This window comes from Cobetia sp. ICG0124, from assembly GCF_004006355.1.
In the GTDB taxonomy this organism is placed as follows: domain Bacteria; phylum Pseudomonadota; class Gammaproteobacteria; order Pseudomonadales; family Halomonadaceae; genus Cobetia; species Cobetia marina.
This window is the reverse complement of record NZ_CP024893.1, coordinates 2488531-2505989: the sequence shown is the minus strand read 5'-3', so window position 1 is coordinate 2505989 and position 17459 is coordinate 2488531. Positions and strand designations below refer to the sequence as shown.

Below are 17459 nucleotides of genomic sequence, written 5' to 3'. Positions count from 1 at the left end.
CTCCTCACTCCTCACTCCTCAGCCCAGCGGTGACAGCCCCATTCCCGCCACCAATCCTTCCAATGCATGCCGGCCGGCAATCGAGTTGCCATAGCCGTCCAGGCGCGGCGACCACACACAGATGCTCATCTGTCCCGGCAGGATGGCGATGATGCCGCCGCCGACACCACTCTTGCCCGGCAGGCCCACGCGCCAGGCGAAGTCTCCCGCCGCGTCATAGAGCCCACAGGTCAGCAATAGCGCATTGAGCTGGCGTGTCTCCAAGGGTGAGACCACTTCCTTGCCATCCAGCGGATTGACGCCACGATTGGCCAGGAAGGCGAAGCTGCGGGCCAGCTCCACGCAGTTCATCGATACCGAACAGCTGTGGAAGTAGGTGTCCAGCAGGTCATCCACATCGGAGTGCACGTTGCCATAGGCCTGCATCAGGTAGGCGAGCGAGGCATTGCGTGCCTTGTGGTCCATCTCGGAGCGCGCCACCTTCTCGTCGAAGCCGATGTCGGGGCTGCCGGACAGGCGTCTGAGTTGTTCACGCAGCGTGTTCTGGATCGAGACGATGCGCGAGACCAGCAGGTCCGTGATCAGCAGTGCCCCGGCATTGATGAACGGGTTGCGTGGAATGCCGTTCTCGACCTCCAGCTGCATGATCGAATTGAACGCCTGGCCAGAGGGTTCACGTCCCACGCGTGACCATATCTCGTCGCTTTCCAGACGCTGCATCGCCAGTACCAGCGCGTGGACCTTGGAGATCGACTGGATCGAGAAGCGCGTGTGTGCATCCCCGGCATACTGGACGCGGCCATCGACATGACAGACGGCAATCCCGAACTGATCCGGGTCCACCTGCGCCAGGGCCGGGATGTAATCCGCGACCTTGCCCTCGTTGAAGCAGCGGCTGGCATCATTGGACAGGCGTTCAAGCAGCGTCTGGAGGGCATCAGAGTCGAGTGGCGGCGTCATGGCGACCTTGAGGAGACCGCCCGGAGGGCAGCCAACATGATCAAGACATTGACCTTTGCCAGCATGCACTTCTCCATCGCCTTCGGTGTCACCTACCTGCTGACCGGTGACATCGTGGTCGGCGGTCTGGTCGCCATCGTCGAGCCTGCGGTCAACACCGTCGCCTTCTTCTTCCACGAGAAGGTCTGGAATCGTGTGACTGCCCGTCGTCAGCAGGCAGCTGAACAACAGGCCAGCCGCCCCTCCGGCATGAATGGTGCGGTATTGGCGAGCTGAGGACACTTGCGCCGGCAAGGGGCCTCTCGCCCCGTCCGTTTCTCTCGCCTGTCCTGTCTGCGCCAGCGTCCTCTCCTCCAGGGGGCGCTGGCGTTGCTGTTGGGGCTTGCCGGCAGCATGGCTGTCGCCGAGCCCGTGGCTGCCGATGAGACACGCGATTATCACTACAGCGACGCCCACCTGCACTTCGTCGACTTCTTCCAGCAGGGCGATGGCTTGGGGGCCTTGCTGGATGTCATGGATGAGGCGCAGGTGGATCATGCCCTGATCACGGGCATCGGTGTCGCCAAGAAATGGCAGCAGGACGCGCCCAAGAAGCCGCGTTACTACATGGGTGATGATGGGCCGGTCTACTGGTACTCCGGTACCGATTACATTCTGGCCGAGGCGTTGACTCGCGCTCCCGAGCCGGTCCAGGCGCGTTTCTCGCCGTTCATCACCGGCTTCAACCCCACTGATCTGAATGCTGCCGATGAGATTCGCCAGTTGATGGCGATCTATCCCGGCTTCTGGAAAGGCATCGGCGAGGTCTTCACGCGTCATGATGACCTGACGCGCCTGACCGAGGGCGAGACGCCACGAGCCAATCATCCCGCCTTGAGAAAGGTCTATGCGCTGGCGGCGGAGAAGGGCCTGCCGGTGATGGTGCATTCCAATGTCACCAGCAAGCGTGAGGGGCATGAGGGGCTGTATCTCGAGGAATTCGAGAGTGCGGTGCGCGACAATCCGGACACGACCTTCATCTGGGCACACGCGGGTACCAGTGCCGAGCTCAATCGTCGCCTGGGGCGCATGACATGGCTGCACGGCGAGATCGAGCGCATGCTGGAAACCTATCCCAACCTGAATATCGACCTGTCCTGGTCAGTGCTGGAGCCGTATCTGCTGGATGACAAGGGCCAGCCGCGTGCGCGCTGGGTCAAGCTGGTCGAGCGCTTCCCACAGCGCTTCGTGCTTGGCAGTGACGTGGTCGGGCGCTTCGGCTCGGTGGGCGATATCCTGGCAAGTTACACGCCATTCCTCGATGCCCTGTCGCCACAGACGGCGCACAATGTCGCCCGTGACAACTTCCTGCGCCTGGTCAGACTGCCTGTCGAATGATCAGTGACGGAAGTGACGCATGCCGGTGAAGACCATGGCGATGCCGGCTTCGTTGGCCGCATCGATGACTTCCTGATCACGCATGGAGCCACCCGGCTGGATGACGGCCGTGATACCGGCCGCCGCCGCGGCGTCGATGCCGTCACGGAACGGGAAGAAGGCATCGGAGGCCATCACGGAGCCCGGCACTTCCAGCCCTTCATCGGCGGCCTTGATGCCGGCGATCTTGGCCGAATAGACGCGGCTCATCTGACCGGCGCCCACACCGATGGTCTGGCCATCCTTGATGTAGACGATGGCGTTGGACTTGACGAACTTGGCCACTTTCCAGGCGAAGGTCAGGTCGTTGAGTTCCTGCTCGCTCGGCGCGCGCTCGGTGACGATCTTGAGTTCATCACGGCCGACCATGCCCTGATCGCGGTCCTGCACCAGCAGACCGCCGGTGACGCGCTTGAAGTCGTGACCGCCGGTACGCTCGGCCGCCCAGGCCTCCGCGACGTCGAGCAGACGCACGTTGGCCTTGGTGGCGACGATGGCAGCGGCTTCGTCGCTGATTCCCGGGGCGATGATCACCTCGACGAACTGGCGCGAGACGATGGCCTGCGCAGTCTCGGCGTCCAGCGGCACGTTGAAGGCGATGATGCCGCCGAAGGCGCTGGTCGGGTCGGTCTGATAGGCGCGCTCGTAGGCGGCCAGGGCAGACTCGCCGATGGCGACACCACACGGGTTGGCGTGCTTGACGATGACACAGGCGGTCTCGTCGAAGGCCTTGACGCACTCGAAGGCGGCATCGGTATCGGCGACGTTGTTGTAGGACAACGCCTTGCCCTGGACCTGCACGGCCGTGGCGACGCTGGCCTCGGTGGCACCGTCCTCGACGTAGAAGGCCGCTTGCTGATGCGGGTTCTCGCCGTAACGCATGTCCTGCTTCTTGCTCAGGCTGACGTTGTACTGACGCGGCAGACCTTCACTGCCACCCTCGACCCGCTGACCCAGCCAGTTGGCGATGGCGCCGTCGTAGGCGGCGGTGTGCTCGAAGGCTGCCACGGCCAGGTCGAAGCGCGCCTCGTCGCTGACGGCATTGTCATTGGCGTCCATCTCGGCGATCACGCGGTCGTAGTCGGCCGCGTTGACGACGATGGTGGTGTGCGCGTGGTTCTTGGCGCAAGAACGTACCATGGTCGGGCCGCCGATATCGATGTTCTCGATGGCGTCTTCCAGCGAGCAATCCGGGTTGGCCACGGTGGCGGCAAACGGATACAGGTTGACGATGACCATGTCGATGGGGTCGATGCCGTGCTCGGCCATCACCGCATCATCCTGACCGCGTCGACCGAGAATACCGCCGTGGATCTTGGGATGCAGGGTCTTGACCCGGCCATCCATCATTTCCGGGAAGCCGGTGTGCTCGGAGACTTCGGTCACGGCCAGGCCGTTGTCCTTGAGCAGACGGAAGGTGCCGCCGGTAGACAGCAGGGCGACGCCACGGGCGTCGAGGGCACGGGCGAATTCGACGATGCCGGTCTTGTCGGAAACGCTCAGGAGGGCGCGACGGATGGCTTGGGGCTTGGCTTGCATGATGCTCCACTCGTGGATCAACAAAAAGACGCCGGGGCACCTGTGAGGATGCCCCGGCGGGGTCAGATCAGATCAAACTGCTTGAGCTTCTTGCGCAGCGTGCCTCGATTGAGGCCCAGCATATCGGCGGCGCGGGTCTGGTTGCCCTGGGCGTGGGCCATCACCGCTTCCAGCAGCGGCGCCTCGACCTCGGCCATCACCATGGCATGCAGGTCGGTGACCTGCTCGCCATCCAGGTGGGCGAAGTAGCGCGCCATGGAATGCTCGACGGCTTCGCGCAGGGTCTGATGGTGCCGAACGGGCGTCATCAGCGTGGCCTGGCTTGCGTCGTCAGGGGATAGAGGGTGCCTGCTGGTCATGCTGCGTGACTTCCTTGCGTCTCGGTGCGGGCGATGCCTTCCGGCTCGCCGAACAGGCGGGTCAGGAACTGGCGCTGTTCATCGGGCTCCTCGAGAGGATTGAAGCTGCGCTTCAACTCACTGCCATCCTCGCGGGTCGCCAGGTACCAGCCCACATGCTTGCGCGCGATGCGCACGCCCATGTAGTCACCGTAGAATTCATACAGGGCCTCGAGATGGGTGCGCATCACCTGGGCACGCTCCGCATCGCTCGGGCCGGAAGCTACCTGGCCAGTGGCCAGATAGTGATTGATCTCGCGGAAGATCCAGGGGTTGCCCTGGGCCGCACGGCCGACCATCACGGCATCGGCGCCCGTATAGTCAAGCACATGTCGCGCTTTCTCGCCGCTGTCGATATCGCCATTGGCGAAGACCGGAATCGAGACTGCCGCCTTCACCGCAGCGATGGTGTCGTATTCGGCCTCACCGGTATATTTCTGCTGACGGGTGCGACCATGCACGGAGAGCGCCTGGATGCCGGCACTCTCGGCCATGCGCGCGATGGTGATGGCGTTGCGTGTTTCCTCGCACCAGCCGGTGCGCATCTTCAGCGTGACCGGCACCTTCACGGCACGCACCACGGCCTCGAGAATCTCGCCGACCAGACGCTCATCGCGCATCAGGGCAGACCCGGCGGCCTTGTTGCAGACCTTCTTGGCCGGGCAGCCCATGTTGATGTCGATGATCTCGGCACCCATCTCGGCATTCAGCGCGGCGGCCTCGGCCAGCATCGCGGCATCGCCCCCGGCGATCTGCACGGCACGCGGGCCGGGTTCACCGGCATGATTCATGCGCGTGCGCGACTTGACGGTGTTCCACAGGCGCTTGTCACTGGTCACCATCTCCGAGACCACGAGCCCCGCGCCCAGCTCACGACATTGCTGTCGGAACGGGCGATCGGTGACGCCGGCCATCGGGGCCAGAATCACGCGATTGGGCAACTGGTGCACACCGATGCGCGGGAGCTCGGCGTGAAGGGATGTCTCGGTCATGGGGCTCGTGTCATGCAGTGGGGTGGCGCGCGATGCAGGCATCACGGGGGCGTCATGATACCTAGAGCGCCGCAGGGTTTGAAGGGCTATTTCATCCGTGGCGCGTTCCGGAGGTCTTCATCGCGTGGCTCAGCCCTCGAGCGGGCGCTGGCCGTTGAGGCGCACCCAGCCATCGCGCTCGGTGGGCTCTTCCATGATCAGGCCGGCCTCACGATAGGCCTCGAGCACGTCTCCCGCCTGGGGCGCGAGAATGCCGGAAAGCGCCAGGAGGCCACCCGGGGCCACACTGCCCGCGATCTGCGGGGCCAGCTCGACCAGCGGGCCGGCCAGGATGTTGGCGACCACGATCTGATAGCCCGCGTCCGGCAGGCGGTCCGGGTAGCACAGTGTCAGCCTGTCGCTGACCTCGTTGCGCTGGGCGTTGTCGCGGGAGGCCTGCAGGGCCTGGGGATCGATATCGGTGCCCATGGCATCCACCGCGCCGAGCTTGAGTGCGGCGATGGCCAGGATGCCGGAGCCGCAGCCGAAGTCCAGCACGCTGTGCCGGGCGAGCTTGCCCTCCACGGCCAGGCCATCGAGCCATTCCAGGCACAGGGCGGTGGTCGGGTGAGTGCCGGTGCCGAAGGCCAGGCCCGGGTCGAGCATCAGGTTGACGGCGTCCTGTTCCGGCGCGTCATGCCAGCTGGGCACGATCCACAGCCGCTGGCCCATCTTGAGTGGCTCGAAGCCGTCCATCCACTCACGTGTCCAGTCGCGGTCCTCGAGAATCTCGACCTCGATCTCCGGGCAGGGCTCATCGGGAATCAGTGCCGCCCAGCCGGCCTTGACCCGCTCGCGCATGGTCTCGATGCCTTCGGTGCCATCCCACAGGCCGGTAAGCACTGTCTCGCTCCACAGCGGCGTGCTGCCGAGATCCGGCTCGAACAGTGGCTGATCCTCGGCGTCCTGCAGGGTGATGGCGCAGGCACCTTCTTCCATCAGCAGATGCTCGAGAATCTCGGCGTGGTCGGGGGCGATACGCGTCTTGAGTTGCGCTGCCAGTCTCAAGCAGGGCAGATTACAGGCCCAGCTTCTTCTCCAGATAATGGATGTTGACGCCACCTTCCTGGAAGCCGGCATCACGCACCAGATCCTTCTGCAGGTCAGTGTTGGTCTTGATGCCTTCCACCAGCAGCTCATCGAGGGCATTGCGCATGCGCGTCAATGCGATCTCGCGGCTCTCGCCCCAGGTGATCAGCTTGCCGATCAGGGAATCGTAGTGCGGCGGCACGGTGTAGCCGGAGTACAGGTGCGAGTCCATGCGCACGCCCAGACCGCCCGGCGCGTGATAGAGCTCGACCTTGCCCGGAGACGGCATGAAGGTGCGCGAGTCTTCGGCATTGATGCGGCATTCGAAGGCGTGGCCACGCAGCTTGACGTCTTCCTGCTTGATGGATAGCGGCAGGCCGGAGGCGATGCGCAGCTGCTCCTTGACGATGTCGACGCCCGTGACCATCTCGGTCACCGGGTGCTCGACCTGAACGCGGGTGTTCATCTCGATGAAGTAGAACCCGCCGTTCTCGTACAGGAATTCGAAGGTGCCGGCGCCACGATAGCCGATCTCGATGCAGGCATCGGTGCACGACTTGAGGACCTTGGCACGGGCTTCCTCATCCAGCTGCGGTGCCGGCGCTTCTTCCAGCACCTTCTGGTGACGACGCTGCAGGGAGCAGTCGCGGTCATACAGGTGAATGGCGTTGCCCTGGCCATCGGCCAGCACCTGGACTTCGACGTGACGCGGGTTCTGGAGGAATTTCTCCATGTACACCGTGCCGTCGCCGAAGGCCGCGGCGGCTTCACCCTGGGTGATGCTCACCGAGGACAGCAGGCTGGCCTTGGAGTGCACCACGCGCATGCCGCGACCACCACCGCCAGCGGCGGCCTTGATGATCACCGGGTAGCCGATACGCTCGGCGATGGCGAACATCTCGTCTTCATCCTGCGGCACCGGACCATCGGAGCCCGGTACGGTCGGGACGCCGGCCAGCTTCATCGCTTCGATGGCCGCGACCTTGTCACCCATCATGCGGATGGTGTCAGCGCGCGGGCCGATGAAGGCGAAGCCTGAGCGTTCGACCTGCTCGGCGAAGTTGGCGTTTTCCGACAGGAAGCCGTAGCCCGGATGGATGGCGTCGGCGTCCGTCACCTCGGCGGCTGCGATCAGCGCCGGGATGTGCAGATAGGATTTGGCAGAGGAGGCCGGGCCGATGCAGACAGCTTCGTCGGCCAGGCGGACGTGCATCAGATCGCGGTCGGCCTTGGAGTGCACCGCTACCGTCTTGATGCCCAGTTCCTTGCAGGCGCGAAGGATGCGAAGTGCAATCTCGCCGCGGTTGGCAATCAGTACCTTGTCGAGCATGGTGACGTGTCCGTTGGGATCAGGAAATGACGATCATGGGCTGGTCGAATTCAACCGGCTCGCCGTCTTCGATCAGAATGGCTTCCACCACACCATCCTTGTCGGCTTCGATCTGGTTCATCATCTTCATGGCTTCGACGATGCAGACGGTATCACCTTTCTTGACGCTCTGGCCGACTTCGATGAAGGCCTTGGAGCCCGGTGCCGGAGAGCGATAGAAGGAGCCGACCATCGGCGAATTGATGGTGTGGCCCTGCGGCGCTGCCGGAGCGGCGGCTGCCGGTGCCTCGACGCTGCCGGCTGCCGGTGCGGCCTGCTGCTGCATCGGTTGCTGCTGCATCATCATCGGGGCCTGCATCATCGGCTGCTGGGCGAAGCCCTGCGGATGGCGGCTGATGCGAACGGACTCTTCGCCTTCCTGGATCTCGATTTCGCTGATGTTGGACTCTTCGAGCAGCTCGATCAGCTTCTTGACCTTGCGGATATCCATGAAATTCATCCCGATATAAAGGTGGCTGGAAATGGGGGTTCCTGCTAGGCAAGATCGGCCAGGGCGGCATCAAGCGCCATGTCGTAACTTCGAGCGCCAAACCCCATGATCACGCCGCGTGCCACATCGGAAAGATAGGAATGATGGCGGAACGCCTCGCGGGCATGGGTATTGGACAGGTGCAGCTCGATGAAGGGCAGTGCGACCCCCAGCAGGGCATCGCGCAGCGCTACGCTGGTATGGGTAAAGGCCGCGGGATTGATCAGGATGATGGCGGTGCCATCCTCACGGGCCGCATGCACGCGATCTACCAGCACATGCTCGGCATTCGATTGCAGCCAGTCCAGCTGGTGGCCAGCCTGGCTGGCCCGTGTCTCCAGACGTGAGCGGATATCTTCCAGGGTGGTCGTGCCGTACACCTCGGGCTCGCGGGTGCCCAGCAGATTGAGGTTGGGGCCGTTGAGTACCAGGATGCGCGCCATGAAAGTCCTCTTGTCAGCGGAAGCAAGTGCGTGACTCGCTGAGCTGTTAACCCTGGGTGAAAATGCAAAGATACCGTCACTATCCGCGACGTTTACCTATTGAGCCTAGACTGTTGTCGCAGTGACGCGGATTCTGCCGAAATTCTCGAACGCTGTCCAGTTTGGCACCGAACCGGATTTCCTGCCGCTTTTATCGCGATGGTGACGCAGCACCTTGTCGAGATGCTCGCCCAGCTGCTCGGCATCGACCTCTCCCTGAATCCGCGCTTCGGTCATTTCCTGTTGTCCTGCGAAGAACAGCAGACTGGGCGGTCCGAAGAGGCCGAACGATGACAGCAGCTCACGGGTGGTGGCATCCGTCTGAGTGACATCGGCGCGAATCAGATGAAACTGGCGCAGCTGGCTCGCGACGCGCGGAAAGACCTCGCGCTCCATCACCTTGCAGGAGATGCACCAGTCGGCGTAGTAATCGACGAAGACCGGCTGCCCACGACGGTCAGCCAGTGCCAGCTCGCGCTTGAGGGCAGCCATGTCAGTGACGGTGGTGAAGTCCAGCGTCTGCTCGGTTGCCTGTCCCGAGGCAGTTCCGCCTCCGGTGAAGGGGGCCAATGGGCGTAGCGGATCGCTTGCGCCGCCGGCCACGCCCAGCAGGCTGATCATCCCCCAGCCGAGTGCCAGCAGCCCCAGTGCCTGACGGGCGCGGGCCCAGCCGTGGTTTGAGGAGCTGATCGCGCCGAGCGCCACCCCGGTGCCGATGGCCAATGCCGCCCAGCCCAGCACCGCCAGCGAGGCCGGCAGCAAGCGCTCTACCAGCCACAGCGCCACGCCCAGCAGCAGAATGCCGAAGGCCTGCTTGATGCCTTCCATCCAGCCGCCGGCCCTGGGCAGGAGACTGGCGCCGAAGGTGCCGACCAGTACCAGCGGCACCCCCATGCCGAGCCCGAGCGCGAACAGCGCCAACCCGCCACTGGTGGCATCGCCACTGGCGGAGAGATAGACCAGCGCTCCGGCCAGAGGTGCCGACACGCAGGGCGATACCACGAGTACCGATAACGCGCCTGCCAGCGCCAATCCCCCCGGGCCGGTATTCATCAGGCGCCCCTGCAGCGTGTCGAGGCGCGAATGCAGGCGGCCGGGCAGGCGCAGATTGAAGGTGCCGAACATGGCCAGCGCGAACAGCACGAACAGGGCGGCAAAGGGAATCAGCACGACGGGAGATTGCAGTTGGGCCTGCAGGTTGAGGCCGGCGCCGAACAGACCCATCAGCGTGCCGGCCGCGGCGTAGGTGAGCGCCATGCCCAGGGCGTAGCTTGACGACAGCAGCAAGGCGCGCGGGCGGCTGGGGCGCTGGCCGACGATGATCGAGCTGAGAATCGGGATCATCGGCAGCACGCAGGGCGTGAAGGTCAGCCCGAGGCCTGCCAGGAAGAACAGCCCGAGCAAGGTGACGAGGCCGGCGTCCGTGAACAATGCCCGAAAGCTGCCATCCGTCCCGAGCGCGACTGGCACACGCAGGGACGCATGATAGGATAGGACGTACGTCATGAGTACCGGCGCTGGAGGCAACGCGGGTATCGACACCGGTTCACGGTCTTCTGACTCGTCTTTTTTCACACGGCTTTTTACAAGGCTTCATACAAGGAAGAACGCATGGCCCTATTCGGTAAAGGCAGCAAGCGTGGCGCGGGTCGCGACGTGCTGGAAACACCTCAGTATGGCTGGATCTGGAAACCACTGGTCGGGCTGTTCGTCATTTACCTGCTGGTCTGCGTTGGCCTTGGGATCTACTGGAGCAGCGAGCCGGACGAATTCAATGTCGACCAGGCCACGCGCACCGAACTGGCCCGCGTACATGGGCTGGCGGCACCCGTTGCCAGTGTCGATGGCGAGCAGCCGGCACCGGCCTTCGAGGTGCTGCCGACGGGCACGGCGACTGTCGCGACCCTGATGAAACTCAACGATACCCTGCTGCACAAGCCCGGCGGCTATCTGAAGAATGACGTGGCACCCCCGGGGCTGTGGCTGGACAACATGCCCAACTGGGAATATGGCGTGCTGGTGCAGGTGCGCGACATGACGCGCGAGCTGCGCAAGGAATTCAGTCGTTCACAGTCCCAGTCCAGTGATGACAAGGCGCTGGGCAAGGCGGAATCGCTGCTGTTCATCGACGCCAATGCCTGGATGCTGCCGGAAGCCGAGCATGAATATGCCGATGCCAACCGCCAGCTGGGGGACTACCTCAAGCGTCTGAGCGATGATACCCAGAACAACGGCCAGTTCTATGCGCGCGCCGACAATCTGGTGGCCTGGCTGTCGGATGTCGAGAATCGTCTCGGTTCCCTGTCACAGCGACTGTCCGCGAGCGTCGGCAAGTCTCAGCTCAATCTGAGTCTGGCCGGTGACAAGAACGCGACCTCGGCCAAGAGCACCCAGACGGAAGAAGAGATCAAGACGCCGTGGCTCGAGATCGACGATGTCTTCTATCAGGCGCGCGGCACCTCCTGGGCGTTGATCCATCTGCTCAAGGCGGTGCGTCATGACTTCCAGGGCGTTCTGGAAGACAAGAACGCGCTGACCTCCATCGACCAGATCATCCGTGAGCTGGAGTCGACCCAGACCGATATCGGCAGCCCGGTGATCCTCAACGGTTCCGGCTTCGGTTTCTTCGCCAATCACTCGCTGGTCATGGCCAACTACATCGCACGCGCCAATTCCGCGATCAGTGACCTGCGCAGCCTGCTCGAGAAGGGCTGAACCGTCACGGGAAGGATCAGTCCTTCTGGTAGGCAGCTGCTGCCTTCTCGATCGCGGCACGCGCGGCATCAGCGCCGTCCCAGGAATCGATCTTGACCCACTTGCCCTTCTCGAGATCCTTGTAGTTCTCGAAGAAGTGCGCGATCTGCTGACGCAGCAGTTCCGGCAGATCAGTGACTTCCTGGACGTCGTCGTACAGGGAGGTCAGCTTCTGGTGCGGCACGCAGACCAGCTTGGCGTCTTCGCCAGCTTCGTCGCTCATGTTGAGCACGCCGACCGGACGCGCACGGATGACGCTGCCCGGCGCGACCGGATACGGAGTCACGACCAGCGCGTCGAGGGCATCGCCATCGTCAGCCAGGGTGTTCGGGATGTAACCGTAGTTGGCCGGGTAGAACATCGGAGTGGCCATGAAACGATCCACCATGAGTGCATCGATGTCCTTGTCGATCTCGTACTTGATCGGCGCGTGATTGGCCGGAATCTCGATCGCTACGTAGACGTCGTTCGGCAATTCCTTGCCAGCGGGGATCTTGTCGAAACTCATTGTCGAGTCCTTGGGTTTGCGGGTTGAAGGCCTGCGGGTCAAAATTCCGCTGAATTATACGAACTGGCAGACCGTTTTGCCATTATGCCACGCTCGATCGCCTTGCGTTGCACCAACGAGTGGTGGCACTGCAGGCTGACTCGGGTAACACTTGGCGTCACCGCAGGACAGACATGCAAGGAGACCGCCTTGGCGGATGCAGAGCTTTCACTCAGTTATGGTCAGGCCTTCGTGGCACCGGACCGCAAGCGCCACCGCAGCTCGATGTCGCTGGAAATTCCTGTCGAGCGTGGCCCGCTGGCGACCAAGGGCGGCTGTGCGTTGATCGCGGATACCACCAGCAAGAACGCCATCGCCAAGCAGGCGGGCGATCTGGCCGTGCGTGGCTTTCTGGCCGACTACTTCGCCACGCCCGACAACTGGAGTGTCAAGTATTCCGCGACTCGTGTGCTGCGAGCGCTGAACAGCTGGTGCTACAGCCAGAGTCGCTTCGTGCGTGGCGGCAGTTACGTCACCTCGATTTCCGCGGTCATCTTCCGTGGCCAGTCGGCGCATCTGTTCCATGCCGGCGATACCGTGGTGTTCCGTCTGCGTGGTGGCGAGTTCGAACAGATCTCGCGTGATCATGTCACGGACCTGGGCGGTTATCGCTATCCCTCACGGGCTCTGGGCATGGATGTCAGTCTCGACATCGATTACATCGAATTGCCGCTCAAGCAGGGCGACATCTTCCTGCTGACCACCCAGGCGGTGCGCGGCACCTTGCTGCCCTCGGACTTCGTGTCACTGATTCGTGACGATGTCTCGGATCTGGACGCCGCCAGCGAGCGTCTCGCGCATGCCGCGGCGGACCGTGCCGACGAACGTGGCTATACCGCGGATCAGTTCTGCTTCCAGCTGGTGCGTATCGATCGCCTGGCCAGTGCCAGCGAGGACACGCCGGGGCGCATCTATGGGGATCTGCCGGTGCCGCGCGAGCTGGAGCCGGGGGATCGCATCGATGGGCTGGAAGTGCTGGAGGTGATGTCACGCAGTGCGCGGGTGCGCGTCTACAAGGTCCGCGATCTCAAGAGCCGGCGCGTGATGGTGATGAAGGCGCCGAGTCCGGAACTCTCGCTCAAGAACGCCTATCTCGAGCACTTCCTGCTCCAGCAGTGGGTGGTGGATCGCGTCAACTCGCCCTTCGTCGTCAAGGTGGTGGAACCCTCGCGCCCGCGGGATCACCTCTACTATCTGCTCGAGCATCTGGAGGCGCAGACGCTGACCGACTGGGCGCGCCAGCATCCCCAGGCCAATCTCGAGCAGCGCCTGGATATCGCCCGCCAGCTGGGCAAGGCGGTCCACGCACTCAATCGGCGTGAAGTGCTGCATCAGTTGATCCACCCCGACAACGTGATGATCGACCGTCACGGCAAGGTAGTGCTGGTGGACTTCGGGGCCTGTCATCTGCGCGAAGGGGATGGGCACGAGAGTGCCGGTCCCCTGGTGCGCCAGGTCGGGCTGACCGAGCACAGTGCGCCGGAATATGCGCTGGGGGCCGAGGTCAGTCGCCGCAGCGATCAGTACGGGCTGGCGTCGGTGATCTACTGGCTGCTGACCGGCATGCAGCCCTACGCTCAGTCGATGGATCAGCTGCGCACCCAGACGGACCTCGAGCTGCTGGAGTATCAGCCGGCACGCATGCGCAACCCGCAGGTTCCCCAGATGCTGGACGATGCCCTGAGGCGTGCGCTGGACCCTCAGCGCACCTTGCGCTTCCGACGTCTGTCGGAGCTGCTCTATGCACTGCGCCTGCCACAGCAGGACCCCGGCAAGGCCATCACGCCATCCGAGGCCATGCGCGAACCAGCCAATTTCTGGCAGGGCGTCGCCGGCATCCTGCTGTTGCTGCTGGTGCTGTCCTGGTTGCTCAAATCGATCAGATCGAGAACGGCGTGAGCTTCTTCTCGACCTTGGCCAGCGTGAGGCGGGCGACCGCCGGCAGACCATTGACGAAGGGCGGGAAGTCCTCGCCCTGGATCAGCGGTGACAGGTACTGGCGGCAGGCGTCAGTGATGTAGAAGCCGTCTTCGCTGATGAACTCCAGCGGCATGAACTTCTCATGGTTGGCGATCTGCTCCAGCGGTGCCTCGATGATGTCCCAGGCGTAGTCAGCGCCATCGCCGAGGCGACGGATCGCCGGCATCACGGCGTTCTTGCCGGCCAGGGCCATTTCCACGGCAGCACGACCCGTGGCGTACGCCTGCTCGACGTCGGTCTTCGAGGCGATGTGGCGTGCCGCGCGCTGCAGATAATCGGCCACGGCCCAGTGATACTTGTAGCCGAGATCCTGCTTGACCATGCCGGCCAGCGTCGGCGCCACGCCGCCCAGCTGACGGTGGCCGAAGGCATCGGTGTTGCCGGCATCGGCCAGGAAGGTGCCGTCTTCATAGCGGGCACCCTCGGAGACCACCACCACGCAGTAGCCGTGGTCCTTGACGCACTGGTCGACACGCGCCATGAAGTCCTTGCGGTGGAAGGCGACTTCCGGGAAGACCACGATGTGCGGCGGCTGGGTGGCATCTTCGCCAGCCAGGGCACCGGCGGCGGCGATCCAGCCAGCGTGACGTCCCATGACCTCAAGGATGAACACCTTGGTGGAAGTGGCGCACATGGAGGCGATGTCGAGGCCGGCCTCGCGGGTGGAGGTGGCGATGTACTTGGCCACGCTGCCGAAGCCCGGCGAGTTGTCGGTGATCGGCAGGTCGTTGTCCACGGTCTTGGGCACGTGGATGGCCTGGATCGGGTAGCCCATGGTCTCGGCCAGCTGGGAGACCTTCAGGCAGGTATCGGCGCTGTCGCCGCCACCGTTGTAGAAGAAGTAGCGGATATCGTGGGCCTTGAACACCTCGATCAGACGCTCGTACTGGGTACGGTGATCCTCGATGCTCTTGAGCTTGTAACGGCAGGAGCCGAAGGCACCGCCCGGGGTGTGGCGCAAGGCGGCGATGTTCTCGTCGCTTTCCTGGCTGACATCGATCAGATCTTCGGTCAGGGCGCCGATGATGCCGTTGTGACCGGCGTAGAGCTTGCCGATCTGGTCGCCGTGTTCACGCACGGCTTCGATCACGCCACAGGCGCTGGCATTGATGACGGCGGTAACGCCACCGGACTGGGCGTAGAAGGCATTGTGCTGGGGCATGGGCTTCTCGTCTCTGCTTCCTTGTCATGGTCTTGAACGGGCTGGCGCTTACCCGCCGCATCATATCCGAAAGACATGACCCCTGCACGACGCCCGGATGCCACGTGTCTGTCGTTCTGCCCCGACACGCCCGTGCTACTCGCCGCCTGGCGGGCATGCTAGGCTGCTCGGGCTTCCGGATTGGAGAAACAGATGCACCTTCACGTCATCGGTATTTGCGGTACCTTCATGGGCTCTCTGGCACTGCTTGCGCGTGCGCGCGGCCATCGCGTCACCGGCAGCGATGCCAATGTCTATCCGCCCATGAGCACACAGCTGGCCGAGGCCGGTATCACCCTGATGGAAGGGTATGCCGCCGACAATCTCGAGCCCGCGCCAGAGCTCACGGTGGTCGGCAATGCCGTCTCGCGCGGCAATCCTGAAGTCGAGGCGCTGCTCGAGCGCGGCCTGGCCTACACCTCCGGCCCGCAATGGCTGTGTGACGAGGTGCTGACGGGACGACCGGTGATCGCCATCGCCGGCACCCACGGCAAGACCACCACCGCGACCATGACCGCCTGGATTCTCGAATGCGCGGGCCTCACGCCGGGCTATCTGATCGGGGGCGTGCCGCCGCAGCTGGGCGATTCCGCGCGTATCGGCGACCCGCAGGCACCCTTCGTGGTCGAGGCCGATGAGTACGACACGGCCTTCTTCGACAAGCGCTCCAAGTTCGTGCATTACCGTCCGCGCATCGCCGTGCTCAACAATCTCGAATTCGACCACGCCGACATCTTCCCGGATCTCGCGGCCATTGAACGGCAGTTCCATCACCTGGTGCGTACCGTGCCGGCTGGCGGCAAGCTGGTGGTCGCGGCGGACGCCGTCGCCGGTGCCGAGGCGCTGGAGCGCGTGCTGGATCAAGGCTGCTGGACGCCGGTGACACGCTTCGGCGATGAAGGTGGCATCGAGAACGCCGGTGGCGACTGGCGCTATCGTCTGATCAGTGCCGATGGCAGCCACTTCGCGCTGGCGGCGCCGGCCGCCGTGTCCGGCGAGGCGGACCGCTTCGTCGAGTGCCAGTGGGCGATGCGCGGACGCCACAACGTGGCCAATGCCTGTGCCGCGGTGGCCGCTGCCGTCGAGTGCGGCGTGAGTGTCGAGGCGGCGCTGCAGGCGCTCGCGCGCTTCGCGCCGCCCAGGCGCCGCCAGGAGCTGCGCGGTGAGGTGGCCGGCGTCAAGGTCATCGATGACTTCGCGCACCACCCGACCGCCATCGCCACCACGCTTGAGGGCCTGGCGCCGGGCGTGGCAGCCGAAGGGCAGGGCGGTCGTCTGTGGGCGGTGATCGAGCCGCGTTCCAACACCATGAAGCTTGGCACCATGAAGGCGCGCCTGCCGGCAGCGGTCACCGCAGCGGATCGGGTCAGCTGGTTCGCGGGCCCGACACTGGGCTGGTCACTGGACGAGACGGTCAGCGAGTGTCGTGCCCTCGGCGTTGAAGCCGATGTCGAGCAGGACCTCGACGCCCTGATCGCCAAGATCGCCAATGACTCCCGCGCCGGCGACTGGGTGGTGGTGATGTCCAATGGTGGCTTCGGCGGTATCCACGAACGTCTGTTGAGTGCACTGGCAGCACGGGAAGGTGAGGCATGAGCCAGCAAGCGAAAGCCCCCGAAGGGGAGTTCAAGTCAGCGGTCACCGTCGCGCTGACCGGGGCCTCGGGTGCCCAGTATGGCCTGCGGCTGATCGAATGCCTGGTCGCGGCGGGTCATGAGGTGATGGTGATGGTCTCCAAGGCCGCCCACATGGTGATCGCCACCGAGACCGATGAAGAACTGCCGGCGCGCCCGGTTCGCCTCACCGAGGTGCTCACCCAGCGCTACGCCGCCAGGCCCGGTCAGATTCGCTGCTTCGGCCGCGAGGACTGGATGGCGCCCGTGGCGTCCGGCTCCGGCGCGCCGAGTGCCATGGTGGTATGTCCATGTTCCACCGGCTCGCTCTCGTCCATCGCGACCGGCGCCAGCAACAATCTGATCGAACGCGCCGCCGACGTCGCCCTCAAGGAGCGTCGCACGCTGATTCTGGTGCCGCGCGAGACGCCGTTCTCGGCGATCCATCTCGAACACATGCTGAGCCTGACGCGCATGGGGGCCGTCATCCTGCCCGCCGCCCCCGGCTTCTATCACCGCCCGCAGACACTCGATGACATGATCGACTTCATCGTCGCGCGCATTCTCAATCAGCTGGGAATCGCGCATGCGCTGATGCCGCGCTGGGGCGAAGGGCATGTCAGTGGTGACTAGTGTCGTCATCTTGATCA

General features: G+C 64.0%; 17 protein-coding genes. 6 read left to right on the top strand and 11 right to left on the bottom strand.

The window, feature by feature from the left end:
* Positions 1 to 18: 18 nt before the first annotated feature.
* On the bottom strand, positions 19 to 960 hold the full coding sequence (glsB, locus tag CU110_RS11760) for a glutaminase B (protein ID WP_077373122.1): 942 nt from the start codon (positions 958 to 960) through the stop codon (positions 19 to 21).
* Between the two features lie 36 nt (positions 961 to 996).
* On the opposite strand from glsB, the gene CU110_RS11755 reads away from it, so the two are divergent.
* Both CU110_RS11755 and CU110_RS11750 read left to right on the top strand, forming a co-directional pair.
* Positions 997 to 1236 (top strand): DUF2061 domain-containing protein, encoded by a 240-nt coding sequence (locus CU110_RS11755; RefSeq protein WP_077371853.1) that lies wholly within the window; start codon positions 997 to 999, stop codon positions 1234 to 1236.
* Between the two features lie 6 nt (positions 1237 to 1242).
* On the top strand, positions 1243 to 2337 hold the full coding sequence (locus CU110_RS11750; RefSeq protein ID WP_240665372.1) for an amidohydrolase family protein: 1095 nt from the start codon (positions 1243 to 1245) through the stop codon (positions 2335 to 2337).
* Here CU110_RS11750 and purH read toward each other — a convergent pair whose 3' ends face one another.
* From purH to dsbD, 8 genes are all read right to left on the bottom strand, one after another.
* Positions 2338 to 3915: a bifunctional phosphoribosylaminoimidazolecarboxamide formyltransferase/IMP cyclohydrolase gene (gene purH, locus CU110_RS11745; RefSeq protein WP_084209168.1), complete on the bottom strand. Its 1578-nt coding sequence runs from the start codon at positions 3913 to 3915 to the stop codon at positions 2338 to 2340.
* 62 nt (positions 3916 to 3977) lie between these two features.
* Positions 3978 to 4223, bottom strand: a complete 246-nt coding sequence (gene fis / locus CU110_RS11740) for a DNA-binding transcriptional regulator Fis (protein WP_225348107.1) — start codon at positions 4221 to 4223, stop codon at positions 3978 to 3980.
* Positions 4224 to 4270: 47 nt separating this feature from the next.
* Positions 4271 to 5305 (bottom strand): tRNA dihydrouridine synthase DusB, encoded by a 1035-nt coding sequence (gene dusB, locus CU110_RS11735; protein WP_077373125.1) that lies wholly within the window; start codon positions 5303 to 5305, stop codon positions 4271 to 4273.
* A gap of 129 nt (positions 5306 to 5434) precedes the next feature.
* Positions 5435 to 6352, bottom strand: a complete 918-nt coding sequence (prmA, locus tag CU110_RS11730; protein WP_240665371.1) for a 50S ribosomal protein L11 methyltransferase — start codon at positions 6350 to 6352, stop codon at positions 5435 to 5437.
* A gap of 10 nt (positions 6353 to 6362) precedes the next feature.
* Entirely contained in the window at positions 6363 to 7703 is a 1341-nt protein-coding gene (accC, locus tag CU110_RS11725; protein ID WP_077371866.1) for an acetyl-CoA carboxylase biotin carboxylase subunit, read from the bottom strand.
* 19 nt (positions 7704 to 7722) lie between these two features.
* Positions 7723 to 8193, bottom strand: coding sequence for an acetyl-CoA carboxylase biotin carboxyl carrier protein (gene accB / locus CU110_RS11720; RefSeq protein ID WP_077371869.1), 471 nt, complete (start codon positions 8191 to 8193; stop codon positions 7723 to 7725).
* 44 nt (positions 8194 to 8237) lie between these two features.
* The gene (gene aroQ, locus CU110_RS11715) at positions 8238 to 8675 is read right to left on the bottom strand and encodes a type II 3-dehydroquinate dehydratase (protein ID WP_077371872.1); all 438 of its coding nucleotides are present in this window, start codon (positions 8673 to 8675) and stop codon (positions 8238 to 8240) included.
* Between the two features lie 105 nt (positions 8676 to 8780).
* The gene (gene dsbD, locus CU110_RS11710; RefSeq protein WP_346427134.1) at positions 8781 to 10184 is read right to left on the bottom strand and encodes a protein-disulfide reductase DsbD; all 1404 of its coding nucleotides are present in this window, start codon (positions 10182 to 10184) and stop codon (positions 8781 to 8783) included.
* A 141-nt stretch (positions 10185 to 10325) separates the two neighbouring features.
* Here dsbD and CU110_RS11705 point away from each other — a divergent pair, with 141 nt between their 5' ends.
* The gene (locus tag CU110_RS11705; protein ID WP_077371875.1) at positions 10326 to 11429 is read left to right on the top strand and encodes a DUF2333 family protein; all 1104 of its coding nucleotides are present in this window, start codon (positions 10326 to 10328) and stop codon (positions 11427 to 11429) included.
* A gap of 16 nt (positions 11430 to 11445) precedes the next feature.
* Here the strand turns inward: CU110_RS11705 and ppa are convergent, their stop codons facing one another.
* A complete protein-coding gene (gene ppa / locus CU110_RS11700) occupies positions 11446 to 11976 on the bottom strand; it encodes an inorganic diphosphatase (RefSeq protein WP_043331979.1) in 531 nt (176 codons plus the stop codon).
* A 189-nt stretch (positions 11977 to 12165) separates the two neighbouring features.
* Here ppa and CU110_RS11695 point away from each other — a divergent pair, with 189 nt between their 5' ends.
* The gene (locus CU110_RS11695) at positions 12166 to 13914 is read left to right on the top strand and encodes a bifunctional protein-serine/threonine kinase/phosphatase (RefSeq protein WP_127736092.1); all 1749 of its coding nucleotides are present in this window, start codon (positions 12166 to 12168) and stop codon (positions 13912 to 13914) included.
* On the opposite strand, the gene CU110_RS11690 is transcribed toward CU110_RS11695, so the two are convergent.
* Entirely contained in the window at positions 13895 to 15157 is a 1263-nt protein-coding gene (locus CU110_RS11690; RefSeq protein WP_077371881.1) for a 6-phosphofructokinase, read from the bottom strand. The two genes, CU110_RS11695 and CU110_RS11690, sit on opposite strands and share 20 nt — an antisense overlap.
* Before the next feature lie 192 nt (positions 15158 to 15349).
* On the opposite strand from CU110_RS11690, the gene mpl reads away from it, so the two are divergent.
* Both mpl and CU110_RS11680 read left to right on the top strand, forming a co-directional pair.
* Positions 15350 to 16792, top strand: a complete 1443-nt coding sequence (gene mpl, locus CU110_RS11685) for a UDP-N-acetylmuramate:L-alanyl-gamma-D-glutamyl-meso-diaminopimelate ligase (RefSeq protein ID WP_084209166.1) — start codon at positions 15350 to 15352, stop codon at positions 16790 to 16792.
* Positions 16789 to 17442 (top strand): flavin prenyltransferase UbiX, encoded by a 654-nt coding sequence (locus CU110_RS11680; protein ID WP_084209165.1) that lies wholly within the window; start codon positions 16789 to 16791, stop codon positions 17440 to 17442. The genes mpl and CU110_RS11680 overlap by 4 nt, the downstream gene beginning before the upstream one ends.
* Positions 17443 to 17459: the final 17 nt, after the last annotated feature.